This is a genomic window from Streptomyces sp. NBC_01410, assembly GCF_045040195.1.
Taxonomy (GTDB): domain Bacteria; phylum Actinomycetota; class Actinomycetes; order Streptomycetales; family Streptomycetaceae; genus Streptomyces.
The window spans coordinates 7,442,702-7,468,619 of record NZ_CP109530.1 but is presented as its reverse complement, the minus strand read 5'-3'; the positions used below and the strand labels follow the sequence as shown (position 1 = coordinate 7,468,619).

The 25,918-nt window shown below is 69.9% G+C and carries 23 protein-coding genes; 19 read left to right on the top strand and 4 right to left on the bottom strand.

What is annotated here, in order from left to right:
• The first annotated feature begins 56 nt into the window (after positions 1-56).
• Entirely contained in the window at positions 57-1,889 is a 1,833-nt protein-coding gene (locus OG741_RS34185; protein ID WP_405604135.1) for a Dyp-type peroxidase, read from the top strand.
• 74 nt (positions 1,890-1,963) lie between these two features.
• On the opposite strand, the gene OG741_RS34180 is transcribed toward OG741_RS34185, so the two are convergent.
• Complete coding sequence (locus OG741_RS34180) at positions 1,964-3,358, bottom strand: NAD-binding protein (RefSeq protein WP_405604133.1); 1,395 nt, start codon at positions 3,356-3,358, stop codon at positions 1,964-1,966.
• 336 nt (positions 3,359-3,694) lie between these two features.
• Complete coding sequence (locus tag OG741_RS34175) at positions 3,695-4,240, bottom strand: ATP-binding protein (RefSeq protein WP_405604131.1); 546 nt, start codon at positions 4,238-4,240, stop codon at positions 3,695-3,697.
• A gap of 479 nt (positions 4,241-4,719) precedes the next feature.
• Here OG741_RS34175 and OG741_RS34170 point away from each other — a divergent pair, with 479 nt between their 5' ends.
• Positions 4,720-5,946, top strand: a complete 1,227-nt coding sequence (locus OG741_RS34170) for a peptidase M6 (RefSeq protein ID WP_405604129.1) — start codon at positions 4,720-4,722, stop codon at positions 5,944-5,946.
• 77 nt (positions 5,947-6,023) lie between these two features.
• Here OG741_RS34170 and OG741_RS34165 read toward each other — a convergent pair whose 3' ends face one another.
• Positions 6,024-6,989 (bottom strand): LysR family transcriptional regulator, encoded by a 966-nt coding sequence (locus tag OG741_RS34165; protein ID WP_405604127.1) that lies wholly within the window; start codon positions 6,987-6,989, stop codon positions 6,024-6,026.
• Positions 6,990-7,213: 224 nt separating this feature from the next.
• On the opposite strand from OG741_RS34165, the gene OG741_RS34160 reads away from it, so the two are divergent.
• The 7 genes from OG741_RS34160 (at position 7,214) to OG741_RS34130 (ending at position 15,764) form a co-directional block, all read left to right on the top strand.
• Positions 7,214-10,168, top strand: a complete 2,955-nt coding sequence (locus OG741_RS34160; RefSeq protein ID WP_405604125.1) for an ATP-binding protein — start codon at positions 7,214-7,216, stop codon at positions 10,166-10,168.
• Positions 10,169-10,431: 263 nt separating this feature from the next.
• Positions 10,432-10,926, top strand: a complete 495-nt coding sequence (locus OG741_RS34155; protein WP_405604123.1) for a hypothetical protein — start codon at positions 10,432-10,434, stop codon at positions 10,924-10,926.
• 163 nt (positions 10,927-11,089) lie between these two features.
• A complete protein-coding gene (locus tag OG741_RS34150) occupies positions 11,090-12,289 on the top strand; it encodes a branched-chain amino acid ABC transporter substrate-binding protein (RefSeq protein ID WP_405604121.1) in 1,200 nt (399 codons plus the stop codon).
• A 14-nt stretch (positions 12,290-12,303) separates the two neighbouring features.
• On the top strand, positions 12,304-13,194 hold the full coding sequence (locus tag OG741_RS34145) for a branched-chain amino acid ABC transporter permease (protein ID WP_405604119.1): 891 nt from the start codon (positions 12,304-12,306) through the stop codon (positions 13,192-13,194).
• Entirely contained in the window at positions 13,194-14,246 is a 1,053-nt protein-coding gene (locus OG741_RS34140) for a branched-chain amino acid ABC transporter permease (RefSeq protein WP_405604117.1), read from the top strand. The genes OG741_RS34145 and OG741_RS34140 overlap by 1 nt, the downstream gene beginning before the upstream one ends.
• On the top strand, positions 14,243-15,061 hold the full coding sequence (locus OG741_RS34135; RefSeq protein ID WP_405604115.1) for an ABC transporter ATP-binding protein: 819 nt from the start codon (positions 14,243-14,245) through the stop codon (positions 15,059-15,061). The genes OG741_RS34140 and OG741_RS34135 overlap by 4 nt, the downstream gene beginning before the upstream one ends.
• Positions 15,054-15,764 carry an ABC transporter ATP-binding protein gene (locus tag OG741_RS34130; RefSeq protein WP_405604113.1) on the top strand — a complete coding sequence of 237 codons (711 nt, stop codon included), beginning with the start codon at positions 15,054-15,056 and terminating at the stop codon, positions 15,762-15,764. The genes OG741_RS34135 and OG741_RS34130 overlap by 8 nt, the downstream gene beginning before the upstream one ends.
• Positions 15,765-15,782: 18 nt before the next feature.
• Here the strand turns inward: OG741_RS34130 and OG741_RS34125 are convergent, their stop codons facing one another.
• The gene (locus tag OG741_RS34125; protein ID WP_405604111.1) at positions 15,783-16,727 is read right to left on the bottom strand and encodes a LysR family transcriptional regulator; all 945 of its coding nucleotides are present in this window, start codon (positions 16,725-16,727) and stop codon (positions 15,783-15,785) included.
• 96 nt (positions 16,728-16,823) lie between these two features.
• On the opposite strand from OG741_RS34125, the gene OG741_RS34120 reads away from it, so the two are divergent.
• From OG741_RS34120 to OG741_RS34075, 10 genes are all read left to right on the top strand, one after another.
• Positions 16,824-17,555, top strand: coding sequence for an SDR family oxidoreductase (locus tag OG741_RS34120; RefSeq protein WP_405604109.1), 732 nt, complete (start codon positions 16,824-16,826; stop codon positions 17,553-17,555).
• A 296-nt stretch (positions 17,556-17,851) separates the two neighbouring features.
• Complete coding sequence (locus OG741_RS34115) at positions 17,852-18,484, top strand: DUF4255 domain-containing protein (RefSeq protein WP_405604107.1); 633 nt, start codon at positions 17,852-17,854, stop codon at positions 18,482-18,484.
• Positions 18,481-19,212 (top strand): hypothetical protein, encoded by a 732-nt coding sequence (locus OG741_RS34110; protein WP_405604105.1) that lies wholly within the window; start codon positions 18,481-18,483, stop codon positions 19,210-19,212. The genes OG741_RS34115 and OG741_RS34110 overlap by 4 nt, the downstream gene beginning before the upstream one ends.
• 14 nt (positions 19,213-19,226) lie before the next feature.
• Positions 19,227-21,050 carry a phage tail sheath family protein gene (locus OG741_RS34105; RefSeq protein WP_405604103.1) on the top strand — a complete coding sequence of 608 codons (1,824 nt, stop codon included), beginning with the start codon at positions 19,227-19,229 and terminating at the stop codon, positions 21,048-21,050.
• A gap of 61 nt (positions 21,051-21,111) precedes the next feature.
• The gene (locus OG741_RS34100) at positions 21,112-21,567 is read left to right on the top strand and encodes a phage tail protein (protein ID WP_266484108.1); all 456 of its coding nucleotides are present in this window, start codon (positions 21,112-21,114) and stop codon (positions 21,565-21,567) included.
• Positions 21,568-21,580: 13 nt separating this feature from the next.
• Positions 21,581-23,194 carry a phage tail sheath subtilisin-like domain-containing protein gene (locus tag OG741_RS34095; RefSeq protein WP_405604100.1) on the top strand — a complete coding sequence of 538 codons (1,614 nt, stop codon included), beginning with the start codon at positions 21,581-21,583 and terminating at the stop codon, positions 23,192-23,194.
• Positions 23,191-23,706 (top strand): phage tail protein, encoded by a 516-nt coding sequence (locus OG741_RS34090; protein WP_266484103.1) that lies wholly within the window; start codon positions 23,191-23,193, stop codon positions 23,704-23,706. The genes OG741_RS34095 and OG741_RS34090 overlap by 4 nt, the downstream gene beginning before the upstream one ends.
• Positions 23,707-23,769: 63 nt before the next feature.
• Entirely contained in the window at positions 23,770-23,991 is a 222-nt protein-coding gene (locus OG741_RS34085; RefSeq protein ID WP_405604098.1) for a putative phage tail protein, read from the top strand.
• The gene (locus OG741_RS34080) at positions 23,991-24,689 is read left to right on the top strand and encodes a LysM peptidoglycan-binding domain-containing protein (RefSeq protein WP_405604096.1); all 699 of its coding nucleotides are present in this window, start codon (positions 23,991-23,993) and stop codon (positions 24,687-24,689) included. The genes OG741_RS34085 and OG741_RS34080 overlap by 1 nt, the downstream gene beginning before the upstream one ends.
• A gap of 6 nt (positions 24,690-24,695) precedes the next feature.
• Entirely contained in the window at positions 24,696-25,913 is a 1,218-nt protein-coding gene (locus tag OG741_RS34075; protein WP_405604094.1) for a phage late control D family protein, read from the top strand.
• The last annotated feature ends 5 nt before the right edge of the window (positions 25,914-25,918 follow it).

Genomic DNA, 25,918 nt, shown 5'->3' with positions numbered 1-25,918 from the left:
GCCCGCTGCCCGACGCAGGAATTCCATCCCCAAGAACCCGAGGAACTGGAGACACGATGACAGACCTGACACTGCGGGAGAGCACGGAGATCCAGGGCGATGTGATCGCCGGCTTCAAGAAGGACCACGTACAGCTACTGTTCCTGAAGTTCGACGACGCGACACGGGCACGCACCTGGCTGCGTCGCCTGAAGCCGCGCATCGCCACCACCCGGCAGGTCGCTGCGTTCAACGCGGCCTTCAGCAAGGCACGCGGCAACACCGGCGGTGACGACCCCAAGGCTCTCACCGCCGTATGGCGCAGCGTCAGCTTCACCCATGGCGGCATGCAGACGCTGACGGGCAAGGACCCCTTCCCCGGTACGGCGGAAGGCACGACGCAGCACGCGTTCAAGCAGGGCTCCGCCGTACGCGCCGGAATGCTCGGGGACACCGGGGAGAACTCCCCGGAGAACTGGCTCTTCGGCGACAGCAACGCGCAGCCCGTGCATGCGGTGCTCACCATCGCGGCCGACAGGGTCGCGGACCTCCGGGCGGCCCTCGCCCAGGAGCGGCAGGAAGCCTCCGTCCACAAAGTAGTGATCATCTTCGAGCAGGACGGCGGGACTCTGCTCGGTGACCGGAGGGGCAAGGAGCACTTCGGCTTCAAGGACGGCGTCAGCGAGCCGGCCGTCAAGGGATTCGACGAGCCCGACCCGATGCGTCCGGAGTGGAAGAACGGACACCCGGGCACCCGGATCATCCCGGCCGGCGAGTTCGTCGTCGGTGAGGAGACGGTCAGCGGCAAGCCCTCCGGTCTGCCGGAGTGGGCGCGGAACGGCTCGTTCCACGTGGTGCGCAGGCTCGGCCAGGACGTTCCGGGCTGGTGGGCGCAGATCGGGGCGCGGCTGAAGGAGCTGAAGAACACGAAGGCCGTGCCCCCGGAGGCCACCACGGAGTGGCTGGCGGCCCGGATGGTCGGGCGCTGGCGTTCGGGCACGCCCGTGGCGAAGTGCCCGCACGCCGACATGCCCTCCGACCCGGAGGCGGCGAACGACAACGACATCAGCTTCGCGAACGACCTGGAAGGGGAGATCACCCCGCTGTTCTCCCACCTTCGCAAGACCAACCCCCGTGACGGGCTTCTGTTCCAGCAGGGCGAGACGCCCGTACCGGAGAAGGGCAACCTCGACGGCCGGCGCATCATGCGCCGCGGCATCCCCTACGGCCTGCCCTTCGACCCGGCGGGAGCGGGCGGCCACGGACCTGACGCCGCTCGCGGTCTGGTCTTCGTCAGCTACCAGGCCGACCTGGTGAGGCAGTTCGAGTTCATCCAGAAGGACTGGGTCATCGAAACCGGCTTCCCGAAGCGCGATCCAAAGGTCGGCGCGGACCCGATGATCGGCCCGACGACCGATGTCTCCTTCGCCGGCAAGCAGGTGCGGTTCGAGCAGTTCGTACGGACCGAGGGAGCGGTGTACGCGTTCACGCCGTCACTGTCGACCCTCGACCGCCTGGCCGACGGCAAACTGTCGGACGAATCCCCGAAGATCAAGGTCCGGGTCACCGAGGACGGCAACCACGAGATCTCCGCCGTCTCCATCCTGGACATCGGTGACGAGGTCGACGCGGGCAAGGCGAAGCTGGTACTCCAGGACGACGGCAGGCTCGTGGTCTTCGACGAGAGGGAGTCCCCCCGCTGGGCCTCCAACAACCCGGCCACGCGGGGCGCTCGCGCCGTCTTCCAGGAGGACGGCAACCTGGTGATCTACACGCCGGACACCCAGCCGGTGTGGGCGTCGGCGACGGCCGGCAACCCGGGCGCCATGCTCGCGGTCCAGGCCGACGGCAATGTGGTGATCTACACCAGCACGGGCGAACCGATCTGGCACACCAACACCCGGCACTGACCGCCGTGAACGGGAGCAGTCCGCCGGAGCACCGGCGGACTGCTCCCGTGCGTCATGCCTCCGGTGCCCGAGAACTACTCATGGCCGCACCGGTCCGCGTGCGGCCAGGGCACGAAGCTTCCGTCCGCCCGTTCCACCAGGAGCCGCTTTCCGTGTGCCACCACACCGCGCGGCTGCAGTCCGCACAGGCTTGCGCTCGTGTACGCGGCGCACATGCTGTTGAGGTCGTGGACGAGGCCGATCCTGAACAGCGAACGGGTCTCCGCGATGGCCTCGTGGTCACCTGCGCGTATGACCACCCGAAGATCGGGTGCGACCGCCAGCGCGGCGACGGAGACCGCGATGTTGTCCAAGTCGTCCGAGGCGACGGCGGCCATCGCCTGCGCCTTGTTCAGGCCGAGTTCGCGCAGCACGAACCTGTCCGTCGCGTCGGCGACGACGACCGGCACGCCAAGTGCCCTGGCCAGCCGGAGGTTGGGAGCTGCCGGGTCCCGCTCCACGGCGACCACGCCGATGCCCAGGTCCTGCACCTGGGTACAGAGCCGCAGACCCACCTGTCCCAGCCCGACCACCACCACATGGCCCGCCCGGGGGAGGGCCCGGGGACCCACGATGCCGACCGAACGCGGAGCCAGGAGACGATCGATCAGGCCCGCGGTGAAAACGGCGGTGAACACGATGGTCAGGAGCATCGCGACGCTGGCGAACACCATGTACGCGTCCGAACCGTGCGCGGTCACGGGGCCGACGGCCGACACCGTTCGCGCCGCCTCGAACAGGGCCTCGACCGGCGGTCGGTGATGGAGAGTCACGGACCAGAGCCAGTCCAGGAACAGCACCAGGAGGAGCCCGGCGAGGCCGGTCAGCGTGATCCGCGAGCTGCTGTCGTGCGGCCGAAGCTGCCCCCGCAGCCTCCCGAGCCGTGCCGTATACCTCAAGGAGCGCGGTGGCCTGTAGGGCTCGAGACGGACACTGTCCCCCTCCCGGCGGGCGGCGACGTGGCCGGACGAGGTCCGTGTGAGGGCCAGTAGGTCGGACTCGACGCATGCGGCCAGGAAGGTCGGTGCGACGACGTCCGCCGGGGAGGTGACCCGGCAGTTCGGGACCACACGTACCAGCTGCTCGGCCACCGTCCGGTCGAAGATCGTAACCACCAGCGAGACGTTCGGACGGATGTGCTCCACCGCAAGGGCATAGCGCAGGGACTCGACATCATCATCGAGCAGGATCGCGACGCCTGCCACCTCCCGGTCCAGCGCCCGGCGCAGATCCTCGTCCGTGGGCTGAGCCAGGTGGCGCACCTGGTGACCGGCCGACTTCAGCGAGCCGCAGACCCTGCGCGCCACGTCGCTCCCGACGACGATGAAGCACTCGTCGGTACGCCGCCCGCCGGGAGGCGTGCCTGCGGCCGGGTCCCCCTCGGTAGCGCCGCCGTCGCGCGAACGCTCAGATTCCGAAGGTGCAGTCATCGGAACGATAGGGGTCGCAATCAAGGCAACGCAGGACACCGCAACCGGCGCAGCGCACCAACGACTGCCCGCAATGGCAGGCGGAGTCCTGCGTGTCCGGGGACCGGGGTGCATCGGCTGTGTTCCGAACGTCCGTCAAAGGCCGCTGTCCGTCGGGGCCAGGGCCGGTCGTGGCCGTCTCTGCGGGATCGCAGGCAATGCTCATCGGTACTCCCGTCACGAGGTGGTATGAGCGTCCCGGCCGACCATGGAGCACAGTGTCCGAGCGGCGTGGCCCGCTCAGCATCCGGCCTCCGGTTCGCCGTCGGGAAGATCTCGAAAGCCCATAACCCGGAGTTATGCGATTGCCGACCAGCACTGCAGCGGCGCGGCCGGGCCGCTACGCATGGCCGAAGCAGCGGGGGCGGGGACGGAAGCAGGGACGGAGGCCTCGGCCGGGCCCGGAGCCAGCAGTTCGAACCAGACCGTCTTTCCCTGGTGAGCCGCACGGACGCCGCAGCGGTGGGACAGCTCATGGAGCAACCGCATGCCTCGACCGGATTCGTCTTCGGCGCCGATTGCCATGAGGCAGGGGAAAGCCGGATGCGCATCGGTGACTTCGCACCGCAGTGACGTGCCGCGGACAGTCACACTGAGCAGGATCGGGCCGGCTCCGTGGCGTACGGCATTGGTAACCAGTTCGCTGACGAGCAGCTCGACGGTTTCCGAGTCCTCAAGGGGCTGTTCGACCAGGATGTCGCGGGTGAAGCTCCGGGCGGCGGACACGGAGGCCGGGTGGCGATCGAACCATTGAGATCTGGTCTCACCTCGGTATGGCCCGGGAACCAGGCGGCTGGGGTGGGCCGGGCCGTGGGCCGGGCGGCCGATCAGCGGGCCGTCCACGTCATTGATCGTCATGATCTGCCGCCCTTTTCGCATTCCGGATGACTTGAACCTCTGTCTCCACAGAACGCCGGCGGCCACCAAGAGATCAACGCGTAAGCGCACCCATTAAGTGGAGTAAACGATGGGTAGCGCCACCAGCCCCGGATTTCCTGGTTCATAACGCCATGTGATGAACAGGTGAGAGCTGCCCGAGGCGCTGACCGTCCCGCACTATGTCCCCCAACCGACATTCAAGCGGATCCTGCTCAGCGGCAATTCCAGGCGGCACCCCGCATGGACGGGCAGGTACGCTCCGCGATCGCCCGGAGGATCCGGAGGGTGAACCTCCGATGACGGCGCGATCCCCCGGGGCAGGTGAGAGCTCCCCTGAACGAGCCGCCGACCTGCCCTCCGCCACATCGCAACAGCTGCGAAGAGACGGCGAGCCGATCGCAGCTGCCGGGCCGAGCCCGGATCACTCCCCCCGGAGGCATACCTTGCGCTCTTCGACCTGGCCGCGGCGTCTTCTCCCCGCGGCGCCCCTGATCGTTCTGTCCGCGCTGCTCGCTCTGCTGGCCCTGGTCACCATCCCCGCCAACCCCGCCCATGCATTCAACGGGAGCACCTCCGCGTGTGCGCTCCAGGGCACGACCGGCTTCACCGATGAGGGCCAGCAAACCGACTACAACCGGTTCCAGAACCCGACCGGCACCAAGCGCGTAGGCGTGATCTACGTGGACTTCCCCGACGCCGTCGGCACCACCCTGCCCCTCACCCCGTACTACAACCAACTGTCCGGAGCCGCCAACTGGCTGTGGAACGCCTCCAACGGCAAGACCTGGCTGGATCTGCAAGCCCCGTACGGCAATTGGGTGCGCATGCCGAAGAACTCCACCGCCTACAACTGGCAACGCGAGTTCTCCTGGGCCACGCACCAGACCTATGTCAAGGACGCGCTCACAAGCGCCGCCGCTGCCGGCGTCAACCTCGCCAATTACGACACGTACTACATCGTGCCGACCAGCACCGCTGCCGCGATCAGTCACTCCCCCACCTTCATCCAGGACCCCAACAACGTGACCTGGGTCTGGAACGGGCAGACGAACAGTTGGCTGGTGATCCGCTGGGCGGTGACCTTCGGTCAGGACCTGTGGACCTGGGGCCCCAGGGTCGCCGTCCATGAGACCGGCCACACCTTCGGCCTGCCCGACCTCTACGCCTTCAGCGGCGAACTGCACCAGTACGTCGGCGGCTGGGACGTCATGGGCAAGGTCATCGGCCCCGCCCCGCAGTTCTTCGGCTGGCACGCGTGGAAGTTCGGCTGGATCACTGACAGCCAGGTCTCCTGTCTGTCCACGACCGGCTCATACTCCGCGACCCTCAACGGAGTGGAGTACGGGGGCAACGGCTACAAGCTGGCGGTGATCAAGACCAGCGCCACCACCGCCTACGTCGCCGAGTCCCGCAAGGCCGCCAACAACGACTCCAACGCCTGCGCCACCGGCGTCGTCATCTACAAGGTCGACACCTCCGTCACCACCGGCAACGGGCCGATCCGGATCGTGACGAACCCCTCCGCCGCCGCTCCCACCGGGAACTGCACCACGCTGGACATGCAGACCTGGAAGCCCGGCCAGTCGTTCCAGGACGACACCGCCCGCATCAGGATCTACGTGAACAGCTCCGACTCGTACAACGACACGGTCTGGACCTACAAGTGGTGACCGCTTAGCAGGTGTTCTTGTCAACGGGCGGTGTGGCCGGCGCGACATGCGCCGGCCACACCGCCCCGGCGTGCCGCTCAGTCCAGCAGCCGCGCCGAGTGCGGATGGCGTTCGTGCCACCGTGCGTACGCCGGGGTGGCGGCGCGGGTGGCCAGATAGCCCCTTCCGACCCTGCGGAAGATCTCGTCGCCGTGTGCGGCGAGCGGGCCGTCGCGACGCCAGGCAAGCACATGGCGGTACCAGATCGGATTCCCGGCGAGAGGGCGGACCGCGACGCCGGGCACCGCGATGAACGTGGCCTGGCAGAGGCTGACGGCCAGACCCGCCCGTACGAGCTCGATCAGCTGCCGGCCCTCCGCCTCGTAGGGCGTTTTCGGCTGGCGGTCCGCCAGGGCGAAGACGGACGCCCAGTATTCCCGGGTGCGGTCGGTGTCCGGGTGGGGCACGGCCCAGTCCTCCTCGATGAGCTGGTTCAGGCTCACCTCTTCCTGCTCTGCCAGCGGGTGGGCGGACGGGAGCAGGGCAAAGACGGGCTCGGTGGCCAGTGGGCGCAGTACGACCTCATCGCGTGGCGGGAGCTCCTGGCCAGGGTTGTCACCGAGGACCGCAGCCTCCAGGCGTCCCGCGGCGAGGTCGTCGAGCAGGGGTGACGGGGAGTACTGGCAGCGGACCGTCACCTCCGATCGGGGCGACAACTCCCTTACCGCCACGACGAGATCGGCAAGCATCGGGGCGCCCACCGATCCGAGGCGGATGCGGTCGGGTGTGGTTCGGCAGCGTGCGGCGCGGGCAGTGTCGGCCAGCAGGCCGTCGATGCCCGGCAGGATGGCACGTGCGCGCGTGAGCACCAGCTCGCCGAACGTGGTGGGGACGGCACCGGCCTGTCCACGGTCGAAGATCGCCCCGCCCAGCATGATCTCGATGCGCCGCAGCTGGGCGCTGAGCCCCGGCTGGGTCATGCCCAGCGATGCGGCGGCGCGGGTGAGACTGCCGGCCTCCGCGATCGAGCAGATCACTCGCAAATGCCGTACCTCGAGATCCATGGCGCGGATGCTAGAGACCTGCGGGAGCTCACGAACAGGGGAGGGAAACCTGCAGTTCTATGTGAAATGTCACATGTAATTCGTGCAGACACCCGGTGCAAGCGCGAGGACACTGCACCCGGGCCGACAGCGACAGCCGTCTTCAAAGTGCCGCGACCATCCGCCGGTCGTCCTTTCGCGCTTCGCCGGAGCGGGCTTAGCGTGGGGTGTACGAGGTTGCGGGTGTGACGCGGGATGTACGGGCAGCCACCCGGCCCGTGGCCGTGGTGAACGGCAGGGTGCTCATGAAGGTTGGTCCCGATCCCAGCCCCCGCGCCGCGGGCGGCGGAGGTTTCGCCTTTGTGGGCCGCCGGCGGGAGTCGGGCCTGCTGCGGGGCGCCCTTCAGCATCCACCCGCGGTGGTGCTGATCGAGGGAGAGGCCGGGGTCGGCAAGTCCCGCCTGGTCAGCGAGGTGACCGCGGACCTGGTCGGCCAGGGCGGGCGGGTCCTCTACGGGTGCTGCCACCCGCTGCGCGAACCTTTTCCCTATGGGCCGGTCATCGACGCCCTGCGTCAGGCCGGCCCCTACCTGCCACCGGCCCCCGAGATGTCCCCGCTGGCCGGCGTTCTGGCGCCGCTGCTGCCGGAACTGACCGACCACTTGCCTCCCGCGCCCGCCGAGGTGCAGGAGACCGGGGCTGAGCGCTACCAGTTGGTACGGGCGGTGCGCGCGGTCCTGGAGGCGTGCGGCACCGCGGTCCTGGTCATCGAGGATCTGCACTGGGTGGACGAAGCCACCCGCGAGCTGCTGCTGCTCCTGGCCCGCGACCTGCCGCCGCACCTGGGCCTGGTGCTCACCTACCGGCAGGAAGAGCTGGCGCCGCGCGCACCCGTCCTGGGCGCGGCCTACCGCCGCCCGCCGGGCACCAGCGGCGCGGAGATCCACCTGGCTCCGCTGACCGAATCCGACATCCATGACCTGACCGCTGCCGTCCTGGGCCCGCGCGCCACGCACGCACTGGGCCGCATCCTGTTCGACCGCAGTGCGGGCCTGCCCTTGGTGGTCGAGGAGGACCTGATCACCTTGAGTGAACAGGGACATCGGGGACACCTGAGCGTTGAGGTGGTCGATCCGGTGACCAGGCTCGGCCAGGCGGTGGTGCCTCGCGGGCTGCGGGAAGCGGTCACCACACGGGTGCGGGGCATGACGGCGCAGGCGGTGGCGGTGGCGGAGGCCGCCGCGGTGCTGGCGGTGCCCACCGCCGAACCCGTGCTGACCCAGGTCGCCGATCTCGACCCCGAACAGGGCATGGAGGCCTTGATGGAGGTGCTGGGGGCCGCGGTGCTGCGCGAGAACCGGCCGATGGAGTACGGGTTCCGCCACACGCTCGCCCAGCAGGCCGTGTACCAGACCATCCCGGGGCCGCAGCGTCGCCGCCTGCATGAGCGGGCGATCGCGGCCCTGCGCATGTCGGACAGCCCCCCGCTGGTGCAGATCGCCCACCACTTCCGTGCCCTGGGCGACCGGGAGGGCTGGCTCACACAGGCCGAGGCGGCCGCCGCCCAGGCGCTCGCGCTGGGTGACCAGGGCACCGCCGCAGCCGTTCTGCACGCCATCCTCGCCGAACCCGGGCTGGATGAGGAGGTACGTACCCGCGTGGCGCTGGCCCTCAGCCGCACCGCCACCTACAGCGTCGAGTACACGGCGTCGGCGGCGGTCCTGCAACGAATCCTGTCCGACCCCGAGCTGCCCGCCGCCACCCGCGGTGAGATCCGCGTCGGACTCGGCCTCATCCTCACCAGTCAGGCCGGCGCCCCCGCAGGCATCCGGGAGCTCGAGAGCGCCATCGAGGAGCTGGGCGACCAGCGCCCCGAGACCGCCGCGCACGCGATGAGTCATCTGGCCCTGTGGGCGACGTTCCGAGGGCGGCCCGCCGCGGAAGCACTGGCCTGGATCGAGCGCGCCGAACGCGCTGTGCAGGCCAGTCCCGATGAGGCGGCGCGGGCCACGGTGGACGCCAACAAGATCGCGGTGCTGGCCCAGATCGGGCATCCGCAGGTATGGGAACTGGTCGACCAGCTGCCCCGGGAAGGCAGAGACCTGGCCGTGCTGAGGCAGACCGCCAGGGCGCTGTACAACGCGGCCGATGCGGCGCTGGATCTCGGCCACGACGACCGGGTGGGCCCGCTGCTCGAACAGAGCCGGGACCTCGCCCACCGCACCGGTGCCCCGCAACTCGACGCCACCTGCCGCATACTGCGCCAGGAACTCGCCTGGTACTCGGGCGCCTGGAGCGACCTGGAGGCCGCCTACGCGTCCTTGTTCGCCCAGATCCCGGACATCCAGATGCTGGAGATCGAGGGATCGCTGGTTCTGGGGGCGCTCGCCGAGGCCCGAGGACAGTGGAGCCAGGCTCTGAAGAGGTACACCACCGCGAGAGACGCGAGTGACTACGCGGTCTGGAGCGCCGATGCGGCCGCCGGTATCGGCCGGGTGAGGCTTGCCCAGGGTGAGCCGGAGACGGCGTGGGCGATCAGCGCCCCGGCAGCGGACAGCCTGCGACACAACGGGCCCTGGCTCAGAGCCTCAGCCGTGGTTCCGGTCGCGGTCGAGGCCGCCCTGGCAACCGGGCGGCCCGAGTCGGCCAGGGAGCTGACCAGGGAGTTCGAGCGGGCAATCGAAGGCCAGGACGCGCCGGCCGCGATCGCCCACCTTCACCTCTGCCTCGGACTGCTTCTGCGCGACAACGACCCGGCCCGGGCTCGCGATCACTTCGACCGTGCTCGCGCCACGTTCCGGGGCATCGGCCGCCCCTACCCCGCAGCCCAGGCCGCCGAACACGCCGCCCGTACCTTGATCCCCACCACGCCCCACCGCGCCGCGCGGGACCTGACAGAGATCGACGAGGTCTACCGGCACCTGGGGGCCACCTTCGACGCCGCCCGCTGCCAGCGCACTCTGCGCGACCTCGGCGAAACCCGCCGCCCGGTCGGACGCCGCGGCTACGGCGAGCAGCTCTCCCCCCGCGAGCAGGAAGTCGCCGGCCTTCTCGCCACCGGTGCCTCCAACCGCGACATCGCCCATGCCCTCTTCCTCTCCCCCCGCACCGCGGAACACCACGTGGCCAGCGTCCTCAAGAAACTCGGCGTCACCAGTCGCCATGCCGTCCGCGACGCGCTGACCACCAACAACCCATAGGTCGCCGCGAGGTGGCGAATGCGGGTGCCAACGGGCCCCCTGGCCCCACCGGTACGGCCGGCCGCACATAGGCACACCTGGGGTCCGAACTACGCAGCGTTCTCTTCCACGGGCGGTACCCCATACCCAGCGATCCGCGGTACGGGCTGCCATCGGTGACCGGACTGTGTTCGTCCGGCCATGGACTTGGCCACCTTCTCTCCGTCTCCTGGATGAACCGGCCACATTCATCCGGGGAAATCCCGTTATGACTGGAGAGTCTGATGGCGGAGGAGAAATTCGCGGGCCTCGACCTTACCGAGTACGGCACGGTCAGGATCGCTGGATACCTTCGGTGCTTTCCCTTCGATGCCTGGGGAATGGAAACGCATCGGATCGCACTTCGCAGCTGTGCCGGAGAACTCGGACTGCCTGAGCCCTCGATCTACCTGGACAACGGCTTGCGCTCCCGGGGGCCGTTGCCGGGCCTGGAAAGGCTGATGGACCTGATCGCTTGCGGCGTCTACAACGTGCTGCTGATACCCGGGCCGTTCGTCTTCTCCGTCGCTGATCCAGAGGCCTCCTCAATCGTCGGGCGGATCACTGGCTTCGGCTGCACGGTGCTGGAACTCCCGCCCCTTCACGTCCCGCGGCACTCCGGACGGGAGCCGCCCGGTTCGATGACGCCGTCTTCGGTCTGCGCTGCCGATGACGCCATGGCCGGCCCGACGACAACGGTCGGGTTCAAGCCATTGACCGATCACCTTGGTGCGATGTGAAATGTCACACGCCACATGGCGCAGCGGGCTCCTACCCGGAACAGGGAAGAGCCGCGTCCTGAGCCGGCTGCCACTCACCGTGTCGCCCGCCGACCGATCCCCCAGGTCCTCCCAGGTCCTCACACCCGACCGTCCGCATTGCCTCGCAGAGGAGCGTCCCCCCGTGAAGAGACCCACCGTCCCCGTCCTGCCCTCAACCGCCCGCACCACATCCCGCGTCGTGGCGCTGACCTCGCTCCTCACGGTGGCCGCGCTGTCCACCACGGGCTGCAACGGACTGGTCGGCGGCAGCTCCGAGGGTGACAACAAGGGCCCCATCGTGCTCGGGATGGACATCCCGATGTCCGGCAGCAGCGCGGACATCGGCCCGTACATGAAGAACGGCGCGCAGCTTGCGATCGACGAGATCAACGCCAAGGGCGGCGTGCTGGGCCGGAAGCTGAAGCTGCAGGTCGAGGATGACGCCTGCGACCCGAAGACCGCGGTCGCGGCTGCCAACAAGCTGGTTGCGGCAGGCACGGTCGTCTCGGTCGGCGGCTATTGCTCGGGCGCCACGCTGCCCACCCTGCCTGTCTTCGGCAAGCGGGACATCCCCATGATCATTCCGGCGGCCAACTCCACCGAGCTGGTCGCGCAGCAACTCGACCATGTCTTCCTCATCAACGGCACCGGCAGCCAGCAGGCGGTCGCGGCGGTCAAGTGGCTGACCAAGGACGGGGCCAAGAAGGTCGCCGTCATGGACGACAACACCAGTTACTCCAAGGACATCGCCGACCTCACCTCGGTCAAGCTGGGCATCGGCGGCGCTCCGCCCAAGGCCGGTGAGGATTCGGTCAACCCCGGTGAGAGCGACTACAGCCCGAATGTCACCAGCGTGCTGAAGTCGAACCCCGACTACATCTACTGGACCGGCTACTACCAGGAGGGCGGCCTGCTGATCCGCCAGTTCCGCCAGGCCGGCTACAAGGGCAAGTTCCTCGTGGGCGACGGCTCGGTCGACGCGAAGCTCGTCGAGATCGCGGGCGCCGCGAACGGCAAGGGCGTCTACGCGACCATGACCCAGACCCCCGAGACAACTCCGGGCGCCGGCAGCTGGATCGCCGCCTACAAGAAGAAGTTCGGCTCCGAACCCGGCCCGTACTCGACCCAGTCCTACGACGCCGTGCGGGTCGCGGCCGAGGCCATCAAGAAGGCCGGAAGCACCGACGGCGACAAGATCATCAAGGCGCTCGAGGACCTGAACGGCTTCGACATCTTCTCCGGCCCGCTGAAGTTCACCGATGAACACACACTGAGCAACGGCGGATTCGTGATCCTGGGCGTCAGAAACGGCAAGTTCGTCCTTCAGGACTCCCTCAAGTAACCGGAGGAGTTCGCATGGCACAGCTTATCTGGAACGGGCTGTTCGTCGGCTCGTTCTACGCCCTGGTCGCCCTCGGCTACAGCATGGTCTACGGGATCATCAAGCTGCTCAACTTCGCCCACGGCGACCTCTACATGCTCGGAGCGTTCTCCGGATTCGCGCTGCTCGGCACGCTCGGCGCCGTCCCCGGCGGTTCGTTGGCCGCCCTGTTCGCGGTGCTCGTGCTGACGATGCTGGTGACCGGCCTGAGCGGCGTCGCGCTTGAGCGGGTGGCCTACCGGCCGCTGCGCGGGGCACCGCGGCTGTCGCTGCTCATCACCGCTGTGGGTGCGTCGTTCGCGCTGGAGTACGGGGTCCGCATCATCGCGGGGCCCAACCCGCGGGTGTATCCGGTACGCCTCGACGGCACCGCCGTCTCGGTGCTCGGCGCCAGGATCACTGTTCAGCAGCTCGTCCTCATGGTGGTCGCCGTCGGTCTCATGGTGACGCTCAACGCGCTCGTCATGCGCAGTCGCCAGGGCCGGGCGATGCGTGCCATCGCGCTGGACCCGAAAGGCTGTCTGATGATGGGCATCGACGTCGATGCGGTCATCTCCCGTACGTTCTTCATCGGTTCGGCCCTTGCCGGAGCGGCCGGAGTCATGGCGGGCGCCTACTACGGGAAGATCGACTTCCTGATGGGCTTCATCATCGGGCTCAAGGCGTTCACCGCGGCTGTCATCGGCGGCATCGGGAACATGAAGGGCACGATGCTCGGCGGCCTCGTCCTCGGTCTGCTGGAGTCCTTCAGCACCGACTGGTTCGGAGGCGAATGGCGCGATGTGTTCGCCTTCGGGTTCCTCATCCTCTTCCTGACCGTGCGGCCCACCGGCCTGCTCGGCGCGCGTGTGACGGAGCGAGTGTGATGACGGCCGTCGAGAACCAGAACCCACCGGTCAAGCCGGTCAGGGGCCGCGGCCCCTCGGTCATCACGCGGCTGCTCGAAAGCCGCAGACTCGGCTGGGCCGGGCTCGCGATCGGCCTGCTGGCCCCGTTCGTGACCGCCACCCCCTATGCCCTGAACGTGATGACCAGCGCGGCGGTCTTCGTGATGCTCGCCGTCGGTCTGAACATCGTCGTCGGCTACTGCGGCCTGCTCGACCTCGGTTTCGCCGCCTTCCTCGCCGTCGGCGCGTACACCGGCGGCATACTCGCGACGCGGCTGAACGTCCCGCTGCTGGCCACCGTGCCGGTCGTCGTTGTGGTGACGGTGGTGGCCGGAGTGGTGATCGGAGGCCCGACGCTACGGCTGCGCAGCGACTATCTGGCGATCGTCACCCTCGGCTTCGGGGAGATCATCCGCATCGTCGCCAACAACCTGGATATCACCGGCGGCCCTTCGGGGATCTACGGCATACCAGGGCTGCTCGGCGACACGCTCTCCGATCCGGTCGTCTTCTACTACACGACCGTGGTGATCGTCTCGGTCGCGGTGCTGTTCGCCGCCCGGCTCGGCCGCTCCCGTATCGGCCGTGCCTGGCGGTTCGTCCGGGAGGACGAGGACGCGGCCGAAGCCAGCGGAGTCAACACGTACCGGGTCAAGCTGGCGGCCTATGTCGCGGGCGCGGTCTGGGGAGGTCTCTCGGGCGTCCTGTTCTCCGCCCAGCTGTCGGCGGTCTCCCCGGCCAGCTTCACGTTCCTGCAGTCCGCCCTCGTCCTGATGGCGGTCGTGCTCGGTGGCATGGGCTCCACCCGCGGTGTCGTGGTCGGCGCCATCGCCATCAGCCTGCTCCCCGAACTGCTGCGGGACCTGGCGGACTACCGGTTCTTCGTGTTCGGCATGCTCCTCATCGTCGTCATGCTGCTCCGCCCCCAGGGCCTGTGGCCGCACCGCGCAGGCGAACCGGACGAGACGGCGGCGGCCCGAGGCACGCCCGGCGTACCAGCGACCGCACTGTCGGCGAAGGAAGACGAATGATGCTCGAAGTCAATGATCTGCGGCTGGCCTTCGGAGGAGTCCGCGCTGTCGACGGCCTGACTTTCTCGGTCGGCGAGAGTGAGATCGTCTCGGTCATCGGCCCCAATGGTGCGGGGAAGACGTCCGCGTTCAACTGCGTCAGCGGGTTCTACAAGCCGACCGGGGGTACCGTCCGGCTGGCCGGTCAGGACCTGACGGGCCGGCGCCCGTCGGCGATCGCCGCCTGTGGCCTCGCCCGTACCTTCCAGAACCTGAGGCTGTTCGGCGAGCTGTCGGTGCTGGACAACGTACGGGCGGGCACCCACCTCTGGCTGAAGCAGAGAGCCGTCGACGCGTTGTTGCACACCCCCCGCTACCGTCGCAGCGAACGCGAGGCCACCCACGAGGCCCACAAGTGGCTCGACTTCGTCGAGCTGCGCGGCGACCGTGCCGGTCTCGTCCGTAACCTGCCGTACGGCGAGCAGCGCCGCGTGGAGATCGCCCGCGCTCTTGCCCGGCGGCCGAAGCTGCTGCTGCTCGACGAGCCGGCCGCGGGGCTCAACCACGGCGAGAAGGCCGAACTGCTGACCCTGATCCGCCGGATCCGGGAACTGGGCATGGCGATCGCCCTGATCGAACACGACATGGGCCTGGTCATGGAGGTGTCCGAGCGGGTGGTCGTCCTGAACTTCGGTAAGGAAATCGCGGACGGCCGTCCTGACGACGTGCGACGCAACCCGGCAGTCATCGAGGCCTACCTCGGCCGGGATGCCGACGAAGACGAGGTCCACGCCGCTCGCACGGAGCTCGTGGGGGACGGAGCACAGCATGCTTGAGATCCACGGCCTCGAAGTCAGCTACGGAGGAGTGCGGGCGCTGCGCGGGCTCGACCTCACCGTCGGCGAAGGGGAGACCGTCGCCCTGCTCGGCAACAACGGCGCCGGCAAGACCACGACGCTGTCCGCCGTGTCAGGTCTGGTCAGACCCGCTGCGGGCCGGATCGTGCACGAGGGCGAGGACATCACCAGGACGGCTCCGCCGAAGATCGTCGCACGCGGGGTGGTGCATGTCCCCGAGGGGCGGCGGATCTTCAGCACGCTGACGGTGCACGAGAACCTGCTGATCGGCGGCTATCTGGTGCGCGACGGCGCAGAGCTGTCCCGACGGGTCGACGAGGTGTACTCGCTGCTGCCCCGGCTGGCCGAACGGCGGACCCAGCACGGCGGGACGCTGTCCGGCGGCGAGCAGCAGATGCTCGCCATGGGCAGGGCCCTCGTCGCCCGCCCCCGCCTGCTGATGCTCGACGAACCGTCGATGGGCCTGGCCCCGCTCATGGTCGCGGCCGTGATGGAGGTGATACGGGACATCGACCGCGGGGGCACGGCCGTGCTCCTCGTCGAACAGAACGCCAACGGGGCGCTGAAAATCGCGCACCGTGCGTATGTGATCGAGAACGGTGAAACGGTACTGGAGGGGACGGCAGCCGAACTGTCCGCCGACCCCCGCGTCGCCGAGGCCTATCTGGGTGGGGTTTCATGACCGGCTGGCTCGGACGGGTCAGGTCCGAACTCCGCCCGCTCGACTCAGGCCCGTGGTCGTCGAGTTGGTCGCGGTCGTCGACGGCCTGTTGGTCATCATGCCCGCATGCGGGGGCCAGAGACGTGTCGCAGTCCGGATGAGGTCGGCGACTGCTCTGGACCGGCTGTGCGGTGGCCAGGCGATCACGGTGGTGACCGTCGGCGCGTCCAGCACGGGCACGGCGGCGAGGTCACCGTGCAGTTGGGCTCGGCTCGACTCCGGTGAGACCGCGCAAGCGCGGCCGAGCGCGATCAGCTGTAGCAACTGCGTGTGGTCGCGGACCTGCGGGCCGGGGCCGGGCGGGTAGGTGCCGTCGCGGTCGGGCCAGCGTGGCAGGGGCAGGCCTGGCAGCGCGGAGATGTCGGCCATGTGCACGTGGGCCCGGCCGGCGAGCGGATGCCCGGCCGGCAGGACCACCACCTGGCTCTCCCTGCTGAGCTCTTCGGTGTCCAAACCGGCCGTCGAGTCGAACGGCCGGTGCAGCAGCGCCACGTCGGCCCGGCCCTCACGCAGGTGTCGTTCCTGCTCGCCCGGCCCGCACAGGGTGACGTCGACGGGGACCGCGCCGGGTTCGGCGGCGTAGGCGTCGAGCAGTTTCGCCAGCAGTTCGCTGGACGCGCCGGCTTTCGTGACCAGGACCAGGCCGGGACGGCCGGTCGCGGCGAGGGCGGCGCGACGTGTCCGGCGGTCGGCGGCGTCGACCGCGTCGAGGGCCGCCCGGCCCTCGGCCAGCAGCACCGAGCCGGCCTCGGTCAGCGTGACGGTGCGGCTGGTCCGGTCCAGCAGCGCTGCCCCGAGCCGACGTTCGAGCTGCTGGATCGCCCGTGACAAAGGCGGCTGTGCGATCCCGAGCCGCTGCGCGGCGCGCCCGAAGTGCAGCTCCTCAGCGACAGCGACGAAATATCGCAGTTCCCGGGTCTCCACGCAGCCATCGTATCCCCGGATCGATACCTGGGAGGTATCGATGCCCACCCGATCAGTGTTGGACCCCTCGCCAGGGTCCGGGCCAGCATTGTCCCTATGAGTGAACGAACGATTGCGCTGGTCACCGGCGCGAACAAGGGAATCGGGTACGAGATCGCGGCGGGCCTGGGAGCCCTCGGCTGGAGCGTCGGCGTCGGCGCCCGCGACGATCAGCGCCGCCAGGCCGCGGTGGAGAAGCTGCGCGCGGCAGGCATCGACGCGTTCGGTGTACCGCTGGACGTGACCGACGACGCGAGCGCGACTGCCGCCGCACGGCTGATCGAGGAGCAGGCCGGACGTCTCGACGTGCTGGTCAACAACGCCGGCATCGCCGGTGGCATGCCGCAGGAACCCACCCGGGTCGATCCCGCCACCATCCGGACGGTCGTGGAGACCAACGTGATCGGCGTCATACGCGTCACCAACGCGATGCTGCCGCTGCTGCGCCGCTCTGCCTCGCCACGGATCGTGAACATGTCCAGCAGTGTCGGCTCCCTCACCCGGCAGTCGGGAACCGCTGCTGAGCAGACGACGGGTCCGGTGGCCGTGGCGTACGCGCCGTCGAAGACGTTCCTGAACGCCGTCACCCTTCAGTACGCCAGGGAGTTGAGCGGCACGAACATCCTGATCAACGCAGGCTGCCCCGGATACGTCGCGACCGACCTCAACGGCTTCCGCGGGGTGCGTACCCCCGAACAGGGCGCGGGCATCGCCATCAAACTCGCGACCCTGCCCGACGACGGCCCGACCGGCGCATTCTTCGAGGACGCCGGCGTAGTGCCCTGGTGATGTGCACGGCGGTCATCACCCGCCGGGGTGAGACGGCTTCGCCAGCGCGTCCTGGGATACGGCGTGTGACGCGCTGACCGCGGGAGACAACTCAATCGGCCGGGTCGCGTCCAAGTAGGCCCACCAGGCTTCCGGGCCAACCGCCTCCGGCCTGGCAGCGGCGTGCGGGTCCAGGGAAGGGAACCAGGGATTTCCCGGAAGCCCCGGGGCGTCACCCGGCCCTAGCCTCACAGGTGTTGACCGGTCCGGCACACAACTGCCGGGCAGCGTCCGTGCCGTACTCGCACGATCAGGGGGTGGTCGCAGTGGGCAGTCCCGATGTGATCGCCGATGTGTCCGACATCCTGCTGAAGGTACTCGCCGCCGCGGTGCGCGAGTCCGGCTCCCAGGCCCAGGTGCGTCTCGTCGACCTCATCGGTCAGCAGCAGGGCGGCAACGCCGGGCTCGGTCTTGAGCTCTTCCTCTACGAGGTCGCCGAGGACCCCAGCGCACGCAACCGGGGCCCCCGCCACACCGTGGTGGAGGACCCGGTCACCGGTGCGGTCCGCCAAGAGCTCCGCCGGGCCGACATGGCCCTGTTGCTGCGCTATCTGCTCGTCCCGACCGGCGGCACCCCGGACGCCCAGCAGCGAATGCTCGGCCGGGCGATGCGGGCGCTGTACGACGACGCCATCCTGCAGGGTCCGTTGCTGGTGCCGGCCGCGGAGAGCAACAGCGTGGCCGAGGCCGGGGAGTCGCTGAAGCTGCGCCTGGCCCCGCTGTCGCTCGACGAGCGGGCGAAGGTGTGGTGGGCGATCTCGCAGCCATACCGGCTCTCCCTCAACTACGAGGTGCGGGTGGTCAATCTGGCCTCCCGCGACATCACCGCTGAAACAGCCGTAACCGGTGGCGGCGTCGGCGTCGGACAGCGCGTGGGAGCCCGCACGTGACGGCCGGCGGCGCGGCGGTGGACACCGTACGGATCGCACCGGGACCGGTCTGCCTGCTGCCGCTGGATGCCTTCACGGGACGCGCGCCCGTCGTGCGGGTCACCGCTGTGGTCGAGCGGCGCCTGGCCGGCGGGCGGTGGGCTGCCGAGGACGACGTACCGGTGGTGACGACTCCGAGCGGGGCGATCGTGTTGCCTTCCCTGGCGAGTGCGCATCCGGCTCCCGTGCCGGGCGCCGTGCAGCGGCTGCGTATCCGGCTCGTCTCGCCGTACCTGCTGGACGCGGAGCATCCGGACGGCGTGGAGTTCGACGCCCCGGCGTCGACTGCACCCGCCGTGACGCGCGTACGGCTGTATCCGTTGCCCGCCTATCCGTTCCCGCCCGGAACCCGGCTGCTGCGCGGGCGGGTGCGGCGTGGCGGGCCCGCCGGTGCGGCGGTGGCCGGAGCGGCGGTCAGCGGCCGGGCACGTGCGGACGCGGGCTCTGTGCCGCGGGTCGCCGAGTGGGCGGAGTACGCGGCGACGGCATGGGACGGCGCCTTCCGGCTGCCGCTGCGGCGGCCCGGCAGCAAGCCGCCACTGCCCGCACCGGATCCTGCCGTGCCCGAGGCCGAGTGGTTCACGGTCACGGCGCTCGCCGATCCCGGCCACGCCGGCGGCCCCGAGGCGTCGATCCATCTGACCGCGCTGGACATCAGCGGTACCGAGCAGCTCATCGAGATCCCGTAGCGGAGGAAGCCCCGATGCCCGAATATCTCAGCCCAGGCGTATTTGTCGAGGAGATCTCCACCGGCCCGAGGCCGATCACCGGGGTGGCCACCAGCACCGCCGGCATGGTCGGGGTGACTGCCCGGGGTCCTGACTCGGGCAAACCCAAGCTGGTGACAAGCCTGTTGGACTTCCACCGGCTCTTCGGCGGCTTTCTCCCCCGGCCGAGCGACGCCGACGTGGCCACGGCCGACACGAACGGCATCCGGTGGTGGCTGCTGCCGCTGGCGGTGAAGGGATTCTTCGACAACGGCGGGCAACGGCTCTACGTGAAGCGGATCGTGCCCCCGGCCGTGGGAAGCACCGCGGCTTCCGCGACGCTGCTGGACGATGCCACCCCGCCGGTAGCGGTCCTCGGCGCGCAGGCCGCACAGGCGGGCGAGGGAGGCAACAGCCTGCATGCCGTGCTCCGGATCGCGCGCTCCGCCACCTTCACCGTGGTGGCGCCGGCAGCCCCGCCCGCGGGCGACCCCCCGGCCACCGTGACGATCGCCGGCCTGGGCGCGATCGAAGACGGCAGCACGGTCCTCCTCGTCCCCGCCGACCGTACGCAGCAGCCCAGTCTGCACACGGTCTTGAGCCACGCCCCCGACGGCGTCAACCACACGCTCACCCTCGACCGCCCGCCCGCAGCCGCGGCCGTCGCGGGTGACACTCTCGTCCTGGCCGGCTTCCGGCTGGACATCATCGACGCGCCGCCCGGCGTCGCGAGGCAGACCCGGACGATCCCCTCGGCGCCCAACCCGCCCGCCGCCGACCTGGGGATGCTCGCCACGGCCGTCGGATCGGACCCGGACGCGCTGCTCTCTCTCACGATCGGCGCCGATCCGCTGCCGTTCCTGGGCAGGGGCATCTCCAGGACCGACCCTGGCCGGCCGCTCGCCACACTCGATCTGGTCGGCGGCGTCAGCGGCGGGGGAGGTCTCACGCCCGCCGACTACATCGGCGTGGACGGAGGCAGCGGGAACCGTACGGGCATCCAGGCCCTCGAGGATATCGACGAGGTGGCGATCTGCGCGGTGCCCGGCGTCTGGGAGCCGACCGTCCTCGACGGCCTCACCACGCACTGCGAGATCCTCGGCGACCGGTTCGCCGTGTTCGACGGACCTCCCACCGCCGACCTCGAAGGCATCAGGGACTTCCGCCAGCCGCTGTCGACCGACCGGGCGGCCCTGTACTACCCCTGGCTCCAGGTGCCGCATCCGGCGGGTGCCGGCACCGCGAAGGCGCCCCCGTCGGGGCACATGATCGGCGTCTACGCCCGTACCGACGTGGAGCGGGGAGTCCACAAGGCACCGGCCAACACGGTACTGCGCGGCATCGTCCCCGGCGCCGGTCTGGCCTCCGACGTCACCCGGCGCGAGCAGGACACCCTCAATCCCGTCGGGATCAACGTGCTGCGGGCCTTCCCCAATCTTGGCCAGCGCGTGTGGGGCGCGCGGACCCTGTCGGACGACACCCGGTGGCGGTACGTCAACGTCCGGCGGCTCTTCCTCTTCATCGAGGAGTCGCTTGACGAGGGGTTGCAGTGGGTCGTCTTCGAGCCCAACGCCGAGCAGCTGTGGGCCTCGGTCCGGCAGAGCATCAGCAGCTTCCTGACCGAGGTCTGGCGGGCCGGCGCGCTGGCCGGCACCACCCCGGAAGAAGCGTTCTACGTCGTCTGCGACCGGTCCACGATGACCGAGGACGACCTCGCGCAGGGCCGCCTGGTCTGCCAGGTCGGGGTCGCCCCCGTCTTTCCCGCCGAGTTCGTGATCGTGCGGATCCAGCAGGCGACCCGCGAGTCGAACACGTCCTGAACACCCGCACCGCCGCGACCACTCACAACGCTTCAACCGCCGCAAAAGAAAGGGGACGGCTGTGCCACCCGTTCAGCGTGACGATCCGTACGGCGCCTACAACTTCCTCGTGCAGGTCACCGGCGTCGCCGCCAACGGCCAGGACGTCCAGGCGTCCTTCACCGAGGTCTCCGGGCTCACCGTGGACATCCAGCCGATCGACTACCGCAACGGCAGCGAGGACATCCGGGTGCGCAAGATCCCCGGCCTCAAGAAATTCTCCAACCTGACGCTGAAACGCGGCATCACCGGCCATCCGGAATTCTGGAACTGGATCAAGAAGTCGATGAACGGCCAGACCCAGCGCGCTCCGGGAGCGATCCTCCTCCTCGACGAGAACCGCCAGGAGGTCATGCGCTGGAACTTCGACCGCGGCTGGCCGGTGAAGTACACCGGCCCCTCGCTCGGCGCGACCAAGAACGAGATCGCGATGGAGACGCTCGAACTCTGCGTCGAAGACCTCCAGATCGACGTGTGACCGGGAGACCGCCGTGTCCGCATCCGCCCTCGAGCCACCCCTGCCCGCCGAACCGTTGCTGCCGGGACTGACCGCGACGGCAGCCGCGGCGGTGGATCCCGTCCAGCCGCTGCGCACCGATGTGGCCTGCTTCGCGGGGCGCACCCGGCGCGGCCCGGTGGCCACCCCGGTCCGCGTCACGGACTGGGCGGCCTACACCGCGGCCTTCGGCGGCCTGGATGCCGCACTCGATCTGCCCTACGCGGTCCGCGGATTCTTCGCCAACGGCGGCACCGCGCTGTGGGTCCTGCGGACAGAACCGGCGGGCACGACCGCCGCCACGGCCGCCTGGCCGGCCGGGGCGCCCTCACCCTTCGCACCCGCGGCGGGCTGCCGGATCGATGCCGTGTCCCCGGGCGGCTGGGCCGACGGCACCCGGGTGACGGTCCGTCATCGCCTGACCGGATCCGCCGGGCACCCCCAGGTGCTGGTGCGGGTCGATGCCCCCGGCGAGTCCCCCGAGTCCTTCGGCTGGCTGCGCCCCACCGAACTCCCCGACGCCGTAGCAGCCGTCTCCCGGCTCATCCGGCTGATCCCCGACGGCCCCGCGCCCACCGGCCGGGCACCGGGCGCCCACGCGGGAACGCACACGGCCACCCTGGGCGGAGGAACTCCCGCCCCTGGCAGTCCCGATGACACCGGGACACTCGCCGACGCCTACGCCGACGCGGTACGGGCCATGGTGGAACTACCGGAGCCCGCCCTGCTGTCGCTGCCCGACCTGGACCGCGGCGGGGTCGGCAAGACCCACCGCGACGAGCTGGCCGATCTGCTGATCGAGGGGTGCGCGGACGCGCTCGACCGGCTCGCCCTGCTCGACCCGCCGCTCACGGGCGCCAGGACCTCCGACCCCGCCGCCGCCACCCGGCAGGTCACCGGCTGGATGGAAGCACTGCGCCGGCGGCATGACATACCGCGCCTGCAGGCGTGCGCCGTCCACTGGCCACCGCTGCGGGTGCCCGACCCACTGGCGACCGCGCTCCCGGCGCTGCGTACGGTGCCCGCCTCCGGCCATGTCGCCGGAGTGGCGGCGCGGCTGGACCGCGAGCGAGGCGTGTTCGCGACCCCGGCCAACGCCTCGCTCGAGGATGTCGTCGATCTCGCCCACGTACTGCGCTCCGATCAGGAGGTGTCGGTCTACGGATCGGGCGCCAATCTGCTGCGCTGCCCGCCCGGCAGAGGCCCTCTCGTGTGGGGCGGTCGTACAGCGGTGCCGCAATCGCAGGCGCAAGGGGTGGGCGACGGCTGGTTCATCGCCCACCGCAGGCTCGTCCACCGGCTGGTGCGGGCGGCCCGCGAGGTGGCCGGGCCGCTGCTCTTCGAGCCCGACACACCCGGTCTGCGGCTGCTGCTCGTCCAGGGGCTGACCGAAGTACTGCTCGGCCTGTTCGAGGCGGGTGCGCTGGCCGGGGACCGGCCCGCGGAGGCCTTCCGGGTGCGGTGCGACGAAGGGCTGAACCCTCCGGAGCGGGCGGCGCTCGGGCAGGTGGTCTGCCAGGTGGAGGTTGCTCCGGCCGCCCCCATGGAATTCATCGCGATCCGGCTGCTGATGGGCGGACGGGACCGGCTGGAGGTGGTGGAGGGATGACCGAGCAGGCGCTGGAGTTCTTCGCCGAGCCGCTGCCGAAGTACCGGTTCCTGGTCGTGCTCGGCCCGGCCGCCGCCCATCTGCCGCCCGCGCAGACGGCGTTGCTGCCGCTCACCGCCCAGGGCGCCTTCCAGCAGATCACCGGACTCGGTGCGCAACTGGAGGTCACCTCGTATCCGGAGGGCGGGGTCAACGACCGGGTACGGCAGTTCCCGGTACGCCACTCCTGGAACCGGATCGTGCTGCATCGCGGGGTGGCCCGGGGCACGGGCCTGTGGTCCTGGTACCAGGCCGGGCTCGGCAATCCGCTGGGCGCGCGCCGCAGCGGGGCGGTGCTGCTGCTGGACGGAGCCGGTGTGCCCGGCGCGGTGTGGGCCTTCCGGGGCGGCCTGGCCTCGAAGTGGACAGGCCCCGATCTGCACGCGGAACGCAGTGAAGTGGCCGTGGAGCAGCTGGAGATCGCGCACGAGGGTCTCGTGGCGGTGGAGCAGGCGGTGCCGGGGCTGGGCTGACGCACGCGGCAACGGCCGTGGGGAAATGCACCGCAAGTCGTGATCACGGTTCGGGAGAGAACAATGCTGACGATCCATCACCTTTCGGTCGACTTCGAGGTCGGCGGCGATGACACGGCGGTCTTCGCCCGGCTGTTCGCACAGCACATCCGGGAGTGGTCGCAGCGGCAGGAGGATGTCAGGGCCCGCGGCCGATTGCTGGCCAGGGAAGCGTCCCTGACCGGCTGCGAACCGGGCCAGGACCCTTCCGGCGGGTCCGCGGCCGGCTGCTTCGGGGGTGCCTGATGCCTGCGCTGCCCGGCCTCTCGGGGCGGGACGCCGCCGCGACGCAGGCGACCCTGAGCGTGCACCCGCCCGGTTCCGTGTCGGGGCCCGTGACCCCGCTGCTGACGCTGCCGGTCAATCCGACGGAGTACGCCGTCTCCAAAGCGGTGACGTTCGCCGAGATCGGCGTCCCGGGCCTGGACGCGCCCCCGCTGCAGTTCGTACGGGGCGGCGCGCGGACTCTCAAGCTGGACGCGCTGGTCGACGCGGCCGAGGAGCCGGTGCGCGGGCGCCGCGATGTACAGAAGCGGTGGCTCGATGACTTCCAGTCTCTGACGGTCCGTCAAGGCACTACCCACGCACCGCCGGTGGTGACCTTCGCCTGGGGCGCCAATCCGTCGTTCACCGGTGTGGTGGACAGCCTCTCCATCACCTACGTGCTCTTCGACCGGGACGGCACACCGACCCGGGCCAAAGTGTCGCTGTCGCTCAAGGAGTTCAGGACGGCGGAGGAGCAGAAGCTCACCACGCCCTTGAGTTCACCGACCGTGCAGAAGGTCTGGACGGTGCGGCGCGGCGACACGCTCTCCTCCATCGCCGCCGCGGTGTACCGGGACTCCGGGCGCTGGCGGGAACTGGCGGCCGCCAACGCCCTCGCCGATCCGCGGGCGCTCGCCCCGGGGATGGCGCTCGTCGTCCCCGCGCTGGACCGGGGGTGAGGTGTGATGGCGCTACTGGGAAGCACGACCGCGACACCGCTGCCGGCCGATACCTACGCCCCGTGTTTCGAGGTCGCCCTGGACGGCTCCGAGATCGCCGACCAGATGCGCAGTTGCGTGCTCGACATCCAGGTGGTCCGTGAGCTGGACAAGACCGGCACGTTCTCGCTGGCGCTGAGCAACTGGGACGAGCTGAATCTGCGGCTGCGTTTCGACGACCCGAAACACTTCGCCCCCGGCCAGGTGGTGGAGGTCCGGCTCGGCTACACCTCACAGCACCGGCCGCCGGTGGTGGCCAAGGGCCAGGTCACCACGATCCAGCCGGACTTCCCCTCCTCGGGGCCGCCCACGCTGCAGATCTCCTGCCAGGACCGCACCGCGCAGATGAAGGCCCGCAAGCCACGGGCCGACGAGGTGAAGAAGTATCTGGACCTCGCCGACTGGCAGATCGCGCAGAAGGTCGCGGAGCGGCACGGGCTGGAGCTGGTGGCCGAGAAGGAGGGCGTGGTGCATCCGCTGGTGATGCAGAAGAACCAGGACGATGTCGCCTTCCTGCTGGAACGGGCGAAAGGCGTCGACCGGGAGTGCTACGTGGCGCCCGACCCGAAGAGCGGGGTGGAGCAGCTGTACTTCGTCTCCCCCGCCGACGGCAGGGCGGGTTCGACGGCCCGCCGGCCGCGCACCTTCGACCTCTGGTACGCGGTGCTGGCCCGCGGCGCCCGCTCCGGACGCCCGGAACAGGGCGAGGCGTCCGGGACCTCCCCCGCACCCAACCTGATCTCGTTCCGCCCGACCCTGACCCTGTCGGGGCAGGTCGCCAAAGTGACGGTGCGCGGCTGGGATCCCCGGACGAAGAAGGCGATCGTCGGCAGTGCGACACAGGCGGATCTGCAGGCGGAGCGCGACGCCGGGCGCAGCGGTCCCGCGGCCGCCGCACAGGAGATGGGCGAGAGGGAAGAGGTCATCGTGGACCGCCCGGTGAGCTCGGAGCAGGAGGCGCGGGCGCTGGCGGTGAGCGTGCTGCGCGGCAAGTCGTACGAATTCGTCACCTGTGCGGGCCAGTTGGCCGGCCTGCCCGACCTGGTGCCGAGCGACTCGCTCCGGATCGGCGGGGTGGGGAGCAGGTTCGGCGGCACCTACTACACGACCAAGGTGACGCACTCCTTCAACTCATCCGGATTCCTGACCTCGTTCGAGGCACGGCGTACTTCCGAGGGGCGGTGACGAAG